Below are 10535 nucleotides of genomic sequence, written 5' to 3'. Positions count from 1 at the left end.
CCGTGCCCGCCGTCGACGGCGCCCCGAACGTGCTGCCCGTCGACAGCGAGCAGGGCAGCGCCAACCACTGGCACACCGACGTCACCTTCGTCCTCAACCCACCGCAGGCCAGCACCCTGCGCAGCCTCACCCTCCCGCCGTACGGCGGCGAGACGCTGATCGCCAGTTCGGCGGCGGCCTACCGGCAGCTCCCGGAGCCACTGCGGCGGCTCGCGGACGGACTGTGGGCGGAGCACACCAACGACTACGACTACGCGGTGCCCGCCGAGGACATCGACGAGGAACGGGCCGCCCAGCGCGCCCGGTTCACGTCCATCAAGTACCGCACCGCGCACCCGGTGGTCCGGGTGCACCCGCTGACCGGTGAGCGCGGGCTGTTCATCGGCGGGTTCGCGCAGCGGATCGTCGGGCTGTCGGTGGGCGAGTCCCGCACGATCCTGGACCTGCTCCAGTCCTATGTCACCCGGCCGGAGAACATCCTGCGGCACCGCTGGTCGCCGAACCAGCTCGTCCTGTTCGACAACCGCATCACCCAGCACTACGCCGTCGACAACTACGACCGCCGGCCGCGTCGGCTGCACCGGGTGACCGTGGCAGGTGACGTCCCGGTGGGCATCGACGGCCAGGAGAGCCGGACGGTGGAGGGCGACGCCGCGCACTACACCTCCGTAGCGGCATAGGCACAGCGCGTACCGGATGCGTCCGGATAGTGGGCAGCCCGTTCGCGTGAGCGGACGGGCTGCCCAGACTGTGGGCGTTTTTGCCCTCTCACGCATTGGACGAGCCGCGCCCATGCCCAGCACCACGGTCGGGACTCCCCCGGAGTCCGACGACGTCTCCCTCTCGCACGGCCTCAAGCAGCGCCATCTGTCGATGATCGCCCTCGGCGGCGTCATCGGCGCCGGCCTCTTCATCGGTTCCGGGGCGGGCATCGCCGCCGCCGGTCCCTCGATCGTCCTCGCCTACGCCCTGTCCGGCCTCCTCGTGATGCTGGTGATGCGGATGCTGGGCGAGATGTCGGCCGCGTATCCCTCGTCCGGCTCCTTCTCGGCGCACGCCGAGCGGGCGATCGGCCCCTGGGCGGGCTTCACGGCGGGCTGGTCCTTCTGGGTCCTGCTGTGCACGGCCGTCGGCCTGGAGGGCATCGGCGCGGCGAAGATCGTCACCGGCTGGCTGCCGGGCACTCCCGAGTGGGCGTGGGTGGCGCTGTTCATGGTGGTGTTCTGCGCGGCGAACCTGGCCGCCGTGAAGAACTTCGGCGAGTTCGAGTTCTGGTTCGCGGCGCTGAAGGTCGGCGCGATCAGCCTGTTCCTGGTGCTGGGCGTGCTGGCGATCGCCGGCGTCCTCCCCGGCACCGACTCCCCCGGCACCTCTCATCTGACGGAGTTCCTGCCCCACGGCGGCGAGGGCCTGGTCATCGGCCTGCTGGCCTCGGTGTTCGCGTACGGCGGCCTGGAGACCGTCACGATCGCGGCGGCCGAGTCGGAGGACCCGGTGAGGGGTGTGGCGAGCGCGGTCCGTACGGCGATGTGGCGCATCGCGCTGTTCTACATCGGCTCGATGGCGGTCATCGTCACCCTCGTCCCGTGGGACTCGAAGGCGGTCGTGGAGAAGGGTCCCTACGTCGCCGCCCTCGACCGGCTGGGCATCCCGGGCGCCGGTCAGCTCATGAACGTCGTCGTGCTGGTCGCGCTGCTGAGCGCGATGAACGCCAACATCTACGGCTCCTCGCGGATCGCCTATTCGCTGGTGGAGCGCGGACAGGGGCCGAAGGTGCTGGGCCGGGTGTCGGGCGGGGTGCCGCGCACGGCCGTCCTGGTGTCGTGCGTGTTCGGCTTCGGCTGTGTGCTGCTCAGCTACTGGCGCCCCGACGACGTCTTCGCCTGGCTGCTGAACATGATCGGCGCGGTGATCCTGGTCGTGTGGATCTTCATCGCGGTGTCGCAGCTGCGGCTGCGCCGGCGGCTGGAGCGTGAAGCTTCGCGGCAGTTGGTCGTGCGCATGTGGGCCTTCCCGGTGCTGACGTGGGTGGCGCTGGCCGGCATGGCGGCGATCTTCGTCCTGATGGCGCGGGAGCCCGGCACCCGGGTGCAGTTGTACTCGACGGGGGCGATGACGGCGGCCCTGGCGCTGGGCGGATACGCCTGGCAGCGGACACGCGCCAAGCTCTGAGACGGTTGTCAGACGCGAGGCCCCCACGTGAGCGTTCCGGTGCGGGGCCTCTTCACGTCCGGTGTGCGACGCCTCATCCCCCCTGCATCACCACATCAGTGATCTTGACCGACACCTTTTTGCTCGCCGACGCCGTACTGATCGACGTCGGCGTGTAGTTCAAGGTCGTCTCGGCCGACAGTTCAGCCGTCTCAATGACCGGCCCGGACTCGTCGCCACGGATCTCGTAGGTGATCGAGTACACCGCGTCCGGATCGACCCCGTTCCACTCGCCCGCATAGGACAAAATCGGCTCGACCGTCACGTTGCAGCCCGCCGACCCGAAACACTGCCGCTCAGTCGTGCGCAACGTCATCGCGAAGTCGGCGGGGGTGAGGGCGGCGTACGTCGGTGCTGGCTCCGGCTCTGATTCCTCTACGGCATCGACGGTGCCGTCCGAACCATAGAGGCTCGGCTTGGCGGCGGCCGGCTTGGTGTCGTCGCCGGTGGACTGCACGACGACGCCGGTGCTGATGATCGCGGCGATGACGGCGGCAGCCGACCCGACGATGATCGCGTTGGTGCGGGGCCTTCTCGGAGGGGTGGGCGGTACGGGCGGGAGCGGCGGGAAAGCGGGCGGTGGCGTAGTGCTCATGGTCCCCCCGAGGACGTGTGTGGCGGAGATCCGCATCATCCGCCGCATGGGGTTCCTGGGTGGGACGTGTGTCCGGGTTGTGACCCTGTTCGGGTGATCGCCGGTTTTCTGTCGACGCTCCGGTCTCCGTCGCCGTGACGGAGACTGGGCCTCCGTGGTGGAGCAGACCATGCACGTGTGGGCGGCATCCCCGCAACTGACTGCCTCTGTGAGGTGCCAAACGCGCTGGTCACCGCCAGGGGTCCGAACCATTGCGGACCCTCAGCCAGACGCCGAGCCCCGTCAGGCGCTCGCGCGCACGATCAGCGTGCCGATGTGCCCAGCCTTCGGAGCGCCCACCACGGTCGCCTCCGCCACGGCGAACCCAGCCCGCAGCAGATGCCGCTCCCACACCGCCGGCTTGTAGCTGTAGCGGTAGGTGAACATCGCCTTCCCCGCGAAGCCGCCCTTGTACATCCCCTGCGGCCCGTAGGCGCCGGGGATCGCGGGCGGCTGGGAGAACACGAACACGCCACCCGGAACCAGGTGCTCACGCACGAGAGGGAAAAGCCGGGACGGGTCGGTGAACCAGACCGCACCGAAGATCGAGTACACGGCGTCGTACCGGCCCTCGTCGGCGGCGAGCCAGTCGAGGATTTCCCCCTGCTCGATGCGCACACCGAGCGGCGCCCACTTCTCGCCGGCGAGCTGCACCACGCGCGGCGACAGGTCGACACCCGTCGCCTCCACGCCGTTGTGCGCCAGGTGGGCGAGAGCCCGGCCCGTGCCGCATCCGACCTCCAAGGCGGTCTCCGGGCTGCCGAGCAGCTCGGGCCCAGGCCCGTGGCCGGCGTACTGGGTCCAGCAGAAGGACGGCTCGGCGTCGTCCTCGAACGCCGACTCGGCGAACGCATCCCACAGTTCGGTCTCGGCGGCGATGTCGTGCGGTACGGGCACAGCTGTTCCTTCGGTCGTCGATGCGGGAGCCCCCGCCGTCGGGGAGCCGTGAGGGCGGGGGCGACTGTAGCGGGGTCAGTGGCTGTCGGGGACCTTGTCGTCGCACGGGGAGCAGTTGGCGCCGTCGATGGCCCACAGCTCCTCGTCGACCGCCCATCCCTGCGACCGGAGGAAGTCGCCGGTACGCAGGCACAGGCCGTCGCTGCGGCGCTGGATGAACGGGGCGTGGTGCTTGAACCGACCGCCGTTGTACAGGCGGCAGATGCCCCACCAGACGGGCGTGTCCAGGATGAGCTGATGCACGCCGACGTCGACGAGCTTGCCGACACCGAGGTGTACGTCGGGGTTCTCGATGGAGCCCATGACGTACATGACGGCGTTGCCGAGGATCCGTTCGGCCATGTCGCGGACCATGGTGTGGTCGCGCAGGAGCAGGGTGACCTCGCGGTCCCACAGGCTCATGCCGGAGTCGAAGATGTTGGCGGTGAGTTCGGTGATGTGCGGAGCGACCGCGTTGAGGAGTTCCTGCGGGTCGCGGGTCCGGGTTGCAGCGGGCTGTTCTAACGCGACGGTCACGTCTTCCTCCTGTTGCCGAGGGGTGCCCCGGTCGGGGCTTGGGCCCGCCTGTCCCTGGGATGCGGGGAGGGCGGGAGATCGGGTGGCCTACCGGCACTCCAGGGCGAGCGGGTACAGGGCTTTGTTGTCGGGGCAGTAGTCGCGGTGCGTACAGCGGGCGCACACCGTGATGTGGATGCCGTAGACGCGCTTGGCCTCACGGCGGAGGCAGGGGAGGCAGCTGCGCGGCTTCCAACGCACCAGCTCTCCTTTGACCACGCTGAGCCTCGCGCTCAGGGCGTCTGTGGCAGCCCCGCCGCACCACACGCAGCGCGTCCCGGCCAGGCGCTCGGCCGGGAGGCCTGCTGCCTTCGGCGTGGGGAGCAGCTCCGCCGCCCTCACGAAGCCGGGGTGCACGGCTGGTCCGCGACGAGGGGGAGGTCGTACGCCTCGCGGCAGGAGTAGCAGGCGAAGAGGCGGGCGCCGCTGCTGTCACGGACGAGACGGGCGGAGTTGGAGTACGCCTCGTGCCACGCACAGAACGCGATGCCCGCCCTCTGGGTGATGTTGGAAGGTTCCTCGGTTTGCGCAGGCTTCACCTGTCGACTCCAAACCAGTCGGCCACTCCCGGGACCGTTCACGCGGTCGCCGGGGTTCAACGTGTCCGGTCAGGATCTTGTGACTCACGGTGTCAGCTCCATACCGCACCGGTAATCTCACCGTGGGATGGAATTCCATCCCGTCATGGATACCGGGGGCCGTACCATGCCGACCGCACTCGAACCGATCGAGCTACCGGGCTGGGCATGGGAGCGCGCCGAGGTACGCCTTGCTCTGCGAGCGCGGGACATGGGCGCCGTGTTCCGCTACGTCCAGCAGTACGCCGGCGCAAGCCAGTCCCGCATCGCCACGGCGACCGGCATGACCCAGGCCCGCGTCAACGAGATCATCAACGGCCGCCGCGAAGTGTCCCAACTCGACGTGTACGAGCGGATCGCAGACGGCATCCACATGCCGGACGACGCCCGCCACCTGCTCGGCCTCGCAGCCAGCCGCGAGAAGCGCATCGGCGGCGCAGCGTTCGACCTCGCCGCGTTCCCTGAGGTGGTCCGCGTCTACGCTGCGCAGAACTCCGCGGCCGCGGAGATCCGGCAGCAGGCCCGCACGGCGGAGGAGCTGGACGTCCTGGCGGTACGCGGCCTTGGGCTGATCGGGTTGAACGACAGCCTCCTGCGCGCCTGCCTGCCGCGCGACCAGGGCGGCAAGGGGCTCCGGATCCGGGTCGCACTCCTCGACCCCGACAGCGGCGCCCTGGCCCGCCGCGCGGCCGAGATCGGGGAATCCGCCGAGTCCCTCGCCAGCGGAGTACGGCTGGCGGAGGCGCGTCTACGGGAGTTGGCCGGCACAGGTGACATCGGCGTGTGGAGATATCAGATGCTGCCCACTTGGCGCGTCATCCGTACGGACGGAACGATGTTTGTCGGCGCCTTCGATGCCGGGTGGGAGGGCCACGAGTCGGCGATGTACAAGGTCATGGCGACCCCGCACGGCCCGCTGTTCCGCGGGTTCCGGCGGATGTTCGAGGCGGTCATCGACGGAGCGAGGCGCACCGTCTGACGATGAGGGGAGCGGACGTGATCGAGGCCGAGTTGAAGGCCCGGGTCCATGCGCCGGAAGCTGTGACGCGGTTGCTCGACGAGCGGGCGTCGGCCCGGATAGAGGTGTACCGGGATACGTACTACGACCGGCCGGACGGAGGCTTGGAGAAGGCTGACGAGGAGCTGCGCGTCCGGACGGTGCACAGCACGGACAGCACACGGACCGTCCTCACCTTCAAGAGCGCTGCGGTCGACGAGGACTCCGGGTCCAAGCCCGAACACGAGACGGTCGTCGCCGACGCGGACGCAGCGCACGCAATCCTCCGTGGCCTCGGCCATGTCGAGGTCATCGCATTCGAGAAGCGGTGCCGCAACTACGAGTTCGAGGCGCGCGGCCGTCGGCTGCTCGCCACGCTGGTGCGGGTCCCGGAGTTGGACGGGACGTTCCTGGAGGTGGAGACGCTCGTCGACGAGGACGAGGTGGCCGCGGCCCTGGACGATATCCGGACGGTGCTCGCCGACCTGGGGATCGGGTCGGAGGATCTGACGCGGGAGACGTACACGGGCGCCGTGGCCGCGCAGCGCGGCTGACGACGGGCATGCGGAAGGCCCTCACCGTGCCTTGCAGGCGACACGTGGGGGCACTTCTGTTTGGCCAGGGCTTGCTACCTGACTGAGCCCTGCTTGCCCACCACCGCCTTATTGTTGCTAGCCTGCACTTGCAACCTCTTTGCAATAAGGTTCGGAGGGGAACCCCGCCATGCCCGTCTACACGCTTCCTGAACTGCCGTACGACTACTCCGCGCTCGCCCCCGTGATCAGCCCCGAGATCATCGAGCTGCACCACGACAAGCACCACGCCGCCTATGTGAAGGGCGCCAACGACACGCTGGAGCAGCTCGCGGAGGCGCGGGAGAAGGAGCTGTGGGGTGCGGTCAACGGGCTGGAGAAGAGCCTGGCCTTCCACCTCTCCGGGCACATCCTGCACTCGGTCTACTGGCGGAACATGAGCGGCGACGGCGGCGGCGAACCCCTCGCGGCCGACGGCGTGGGCGAGCTGGCGGACGCCATCACCGAGTCCTTCGGCTCCTTCGCCGGGTTCAAGGCCCAGCTGACCAAGGCCTCCGCGACCACCCAGGGCTCCGGCTGGGGCGTCCTCGCCCACGAGCCGCTCAGCGGCCGGCTGATCGTCGAGCAGGTCTACGACCACCAGGGCAACGTCGGCCAGGGTTCCGTGCCGATCCTCGTCTTCGACGCCTGGGAGCACGCCTTCTACCTCCAGTACCGCAACCAGAAGGTCGACTTCATCGACGCCATGTGGCAGGTCGTCGACTGGCAGGACGTACAGCGCCGTTACCTGGCCGCGAAGTCCCGCGCCGACGTGCTGCTGCTCGCGCCGTAGGGCGCCGCCCCACGTCCCGCCTCGTGATCGTCTTCTCACCCTTCACGGCGGCGGGCGGAAAGAAGGAGACCCCCGCGAGGACCTGACTCGCGGGGGTTTTCCCCCTCCCCCGCGTCAACCGATCGGTGGACGGCAGGTTCCACCGGTCACCTCTGCCGGCCGACCGCCCCCGCCGACCAGGCTTTGGGGCATGAACTCACTCACTGTGCGCACGGCACGGAGCAGTGCCCGGCACCCCTGGCGGGCGATCCTCGGCTGGCTGCTGTTCGTGGCCCTGTGCCTGGGCGTCGGCAGCGCCGTCGGCACGAACAGCGCCCGGACCGCCGACTACCGGGTCGGCGAGGCCGGCCGCGCCGAGGCCCTGGCCGCCGAGGGCCTGCTGGAGCGCAGATCCACCGAGCAGGTGTTGATCTCGGCCCGGTCGGGCGCCCTGGACGAGCGGGCCTCGGCGGCGGCCGTACGGGACCTCACCACCCGCATGGAACGGCTTCCGGACGTGGCGGACGTCGCCGCGCCCGTCCGTTCCGCCGACGGCCGGACCTTGCTGGTCGAGGTCGCGCTGAAGGGCGAGGAACGGGACGCCAAGGACAAGGTCGACGCGCTGACCGCACAGACGGCCGCCGTTCAGAAACTCCATCCCGGGCTGCTCCTGGAGGAGACCGGAAGTCCCTCCATCAGCAAGGGGGTCGACGCCCAGCGGAGCGCCGACCTGGCCCTCTCCGAGAAGATCACGCTGCCGGTCACCCTGCTCACCCTGCTGGTCGTCTTCGGCTCGCTCACCATGGCCGCCGTACCCCTGCTGCTGGCGCTGTCCTCGATCTCGGCGGCCGTCGGCCTGTCGATGGTGGCCTCGCACCTCTCCCCCGACGCGGGCGTCGGCACCAACGTCATCCTGATGATCGGCCTCGCCGTCGGCGTCGACTACACGCTGTTCTACCTGAAGCGGGAGCGCGAGGAGCGGGCCCGCGGCGGGGGCCGGCTGAGCGCCGAGGCGCTGGTGGAGCTGGCGGCCGCCACCTCGGGCCGGGCCGTCGTGGTCTCCGGGCTCGCGGTCGTCGCCTCCACCGCCACCCTCTACCTGGCGTCGGACGTCATCTTCTCCTCGCTCGCCACCGGTACCGTCGTGGTCGTCCTGGTCGCCGTGGCCAGCTCCCTGACCGCGCTGCCCGCGCTGCTGACCGTGCTGGGCCGGCGCGCCGAGCGCCGAGCGGAGCGGCGGGCCGCCCGCGGAAAGCCGGCCCGGCGCACCCGTGCCACCGGCGGCGGCCTCTGGACGGCACTGCTGCGCCCCGCCGCCCGGCATCCGCTGGCCACCCTGTGCGTGTCCGTTCTCGCCCTGCTCGCGCTCGTCGTCCCGCTGGCCGGGCTGCACATCACGGAGATGAGCCGCGACACGCACTCCCGTGACATCCCCGCGATGCGGGTCTACGACCGGCTCAACGACACGTTCCCCGAGCGGCGCGTCGCCCACCAGGTGGTGGTCCGCGCGGACGCCTCCCGTGCCGCCCAGGTCACCGGCGCCCTGCGCGAGCTGGCCCAACGAGCCGACGCCGACCCGCTGTTCACCGGCATGTCCCGGCTGCGCACCTCGGCCGACCACCGCACGAGCACCCTCGAACTGAACGTGCCGCACCTCGGCAACTCCGACGAGGCCTACGCCTCCCTCGACCACCTGCGGGACACCTACCTGCCCGCCACGGTCGGCCGGATCCCCGGCGCCGAGTACGGCGTCAGCGGCGACGTGGCCCGCTACGCCGACTATCCGGCCCACCAGAACGGCAAACTCCCGCTGGTACTGGGGGCGTTGCTCCTGGTTACGTTCCTGATGACGCTCTACGCGTTCCGCTCGGTCGTCCTCGGCCTGATCGGTGTCGTACTGAACCTGCTGTCGGCGGCGGCCGCGCTCGGCCTGCTCGTCCTCGTCTTCCAGGGGACGTGGGCGCAGGGCCTTCTCGACTTCACCTCCACCGGGTCGATCGGCTCGCGCGTCCCGCTGTTCCTGTTCGTGATCCTGTTCGGCCTGTCCATGGACTACCAGGTGTTCGTGGTCAGCCGGATCCGCGAGGCCGTCCTCGACGGCACCCCGACCCGGCAGGCGGTGCTCGACGGGATCCGCAGCTCGGCGAGCGTGGTGACCAGCGCGGCGGTCGTGATGACCACGGTGTTCGTGAGCTTCGTCTTCCTGCACATCATCGAGATGAAGCAGATCGGCTTCGTCCTCGCCGCGGCCGTCCTGTTGGACGCCTTCGTCGTACGGATCCTGGTGCTGCCGTCGGCGATGCTGCTGCTCGGCGAGCGCACCTGGTGGCCGGTACGGCCCGCGGCACCGGCCCCGCGGGACCGAACGGCTCCGGAGCGGGCGGCGGTCGACGTACGTTGACCGGTATGACCGCACTGACCGGCCCCTCCGCCGACACCTTCTGGGCCACGTCCCTACGCCGCTGGAACACGGTGTGCTGGGTGCTGTTCGCCGCGATGGCCTTCGGGATCGCCGCGATGGGCCGGCCCGGCGGGGGGATGTACGGGGCGCTCGGCCTGCTGGGCTGTGTGGTGCTCGGTTACGCGCTCCTCGACCGCTTCCCCGGCAACCGGATCGTCCGCCCGCACGGCTACCTCGCCGTGCTGGCGCTCGCGCTGGGCGGGCTGGCGTATCTGCGCACCAGCTACGCGGCGCTGTTCATGGTGACGCTGCCGCACTACTGGATGTTCGGGCGGACCCCGAGGGTCTCCATGGGGTTCCTCGGGCTCGCCACCTTCACGACCCTGCTGGGCAGTTGGCTCCAGCTGGGCTGGACGGCGGAGTTCCTCGGCGAGACGGCCGTGTCCACGCTGATCGTCGTCGCGGTCGGGGTGCTGATCGGCCTGTGGGCGCACTCGGTGGTCGAGCAGAGTACCGAACGGGCCCGGCTGATCGACGAGTTGGAGCGGGCCCAGGCCCAGCTGTCGGCGGCGCACCAGAGGCAGGGCGCGGCCGACGAACGGGAGCGGCTGGCGCGGGAGATCCACGACACCCTCGCGCAGGGCTTCGCCTCCATCGTGGTCCTCGCGGAGGCGGCGCGGGCGGGCCTGTCGGCCGATCCGGGGCGCAGCGCCCAGCAGTTGCGGTCGATCGAGTCGACGGCCCGCGAGAACCTCGCGGAGGCGCGGGAACTGGTGGGCTCGGGCGGGAGTCCGGGGCGGTACGCTGCGCCGGGTGCTGGACCGGTTCGCCGAGGACACCGGGCTCACCGTGGACGCC

Annotated in this window: 11 protein-coding genes and 1 pseudogene; 7 read left to right on the top strand and 5 right to left on the bottom strand. The window is 70.3% G+C overall.

What is annotated here, in order from left to right; all coding sequences use genetic code 11:
- Together BZL64_RS30415 and BZL64_RS30410 are read left to right on the top strand one after the other, a co-directional pair.
- Positions 1-680, top strand: a 680-nt coding sequence (locus tag BZL64_RS30415) for a TauD/TfdA dioxygenase family protein (protein ID WP_086772363.1), incomplete at its 5' end; no start/stop codon positions are given.
- Positions 681-792: 112 nt separating this feature from the next.
- Complete coding sequence (locus tag BZL64_RS30410; RefSeq protein WP_086772362.1) at positions 793-2172, top strand: amino acid permease; 1380 nt, start codon at positions 793-795, stop codon at positions 2170-2172.
- Positions 2173-2245: 73 nt separating this feature from the next.
- Here the strand turns inward: BZL64_RS30410 and BZL64_RS30405 are convergent, their stop codons facing one another.
- From BZL64_RS30405 to BZL64_RS30385, 5 genes are all read right to left on the bottom strand, one after another.
- The gene (locus tag BZL64_RS30405; protein WP_244205563.1) at positions 2246-2854 is read right to left on the bottom strand and encodes a hypothetical protein; all 609 of its coding nucleotides are present in this window, start codon (positions 2852-2854) and stop codon (positions 2246-2248) included.
- Between the two features lie 234 nt (positions 2855-3088).
- Positions 3089-3742 carry a class I SAM-dependent methyltransferase gene (locus BZL64_RS30400; protein ID WP_086772361.1) on the bottom strand — a complete coding sequence of 218 codons (654 nt, stop codon included), beginning with the start codon at positions 3740-3742 and terminating at the stop codon, positions 3089-3091.
- A gap of 75 nt (positions 3743-3817) precedes the next feature.
- Entirely contained in the window at positions 3818-4318 is a 501-nt protein-coding gene (locus tag BZL64_RS30395) for a glycine-rich domain-containing protein (protein WP_086772360.1), read from the bottom strand.
- 87 nt (positions 4319-4405) lie between these two features.
- A complete protein-coding gene (locus tag BZL64_RS39960; protein ID WP_158101573.1) occupies positions 4406-4558 on the bottom strand; it encodes a hypothetical protein in 153 nt (50 codons plus the stop codon).
- Positions 4559-4695: 137 nt separating this feature from the next.
- The gene (locus BZL64_RS30385) at positions 4696-4896 is read right to left on the bottom strand and encodes a hypothetical protein (RefSeq protein ID WP_086772358.1); all 201 of its coding nucleotides are present in this window, start codon (positions 4894-4896) and stop codon (positions 4696-4698) included.
- A 166-nt stretch (positions 4897-5062) separates the two neighbouring features.
- Here BZL64_RS30385 and BZL64_RS30380 point away from each other — a divergent pair, with 166 nt between their 5' ends.
- From BZL64_RS30380 to BZL64_RS30360, 5 genes and pseudogenes are all read left to right on the top strand, one after another.
- Positions 5063-5914: a helix-turn-helix domain-containing protein gene (locus tag BZL64_RS30380; protein ID WP_086772357.1), complete on the top strand. Its 852-nt coding sequence runs from the start codon at positions 5063-5065 to the stop codon at positions 5912-5914.
- A gap of 17 nt (positions 5915-5931) precedes the next feature.
- Positions 5932-6486, top strand: a complete 555-nt coding sequence (gene cyaB, locus BZL64_RS30375; RefSeq protein WP_086772364.1) for a class IV adenylate cyclase — start codon at positions 5932-5934, stop codon at positions 6484-6486.
- A 169-nt stretch (positions 6487-6655) separates the two neighbouring features.
- Positions 6656-7297: a superoxide dismutase gene (locus BZL64_RS30370; RefSeq protein ID WP_086772356.1), complete on the top strand. Its 642-nt coding sequence runs from the start codon at positions 6656-6658 to the stop codon at positions 7295-7297.
- 190 nt (positions 7298-7487) lie between these two features.
- On the top strand, positions 7488-9677 hold the full coding sequence (locus tag BZL64_RS30365; RefSeq protein ID WP_086772355.1) for an MMPL family transporter: 2190 nt from the start codon (positions 7488-7490) through the stop codon (positions 9675-9677).
- 5 nt (positions 9678-9682) lie between these two features.
- Positions 9683-10535 (top strand): annotated as a pseudogene (locus BZL64_RS30360) (sensor histidine kinase); the annotation flags it as partial.

The sequence above is a fragment of the Streptomyces bobili genome, assembly GCF_002154575.1.
GTDB lineage: Bacteria > Actinomycetota > Actinomycetes > Streptomycetales > Streptomycetaceae > Streptomyces > Streptomyces bobili.
Note: the sequence above shows the minus strand (reverse complement) of the source record. Positions and strands in the feature narration are given on the sequence as shown.

Bases quoted from the DNA above. Each gene is read 5' to 3' on its own strand.
- BZL64_RS30380 (WP_086772357.1), top strand. From the start codon at position 5,063: ATGCCGACCGCACTCGAACCGATCGAGCTACCGGGCTGGGCATGGGAG.
- BZL64_RS30365 (WP_086772355.1), top strand. From the start codon at position 7,488: ATGAACTCACTCACTGTGCGCACGGCACGGAGCAGTGCCCGGCACCCC.
- BZL64_RS30410 (WP_086772362.1), top strand. From the start codon at position 793: ATGCCCAGCACCACGGTCGGGACTCCCCCGGAGTCCGACGACGTCTCC.
- BZL64_RS30405 (WP_244205563.1), bottom strand. From the start codon at position 2,854: ATGCGGCGGATGATGCGGATCTCCGCCACACACGTCCTCGGGGGGACC.
- BZL64_RS30370 (WP_086772356.1), top strand. From the start codon at position 6,656: ATGCCCGTCTACACGCTTCCTGAACTGCCGTACGACTACTCCGCGCTC.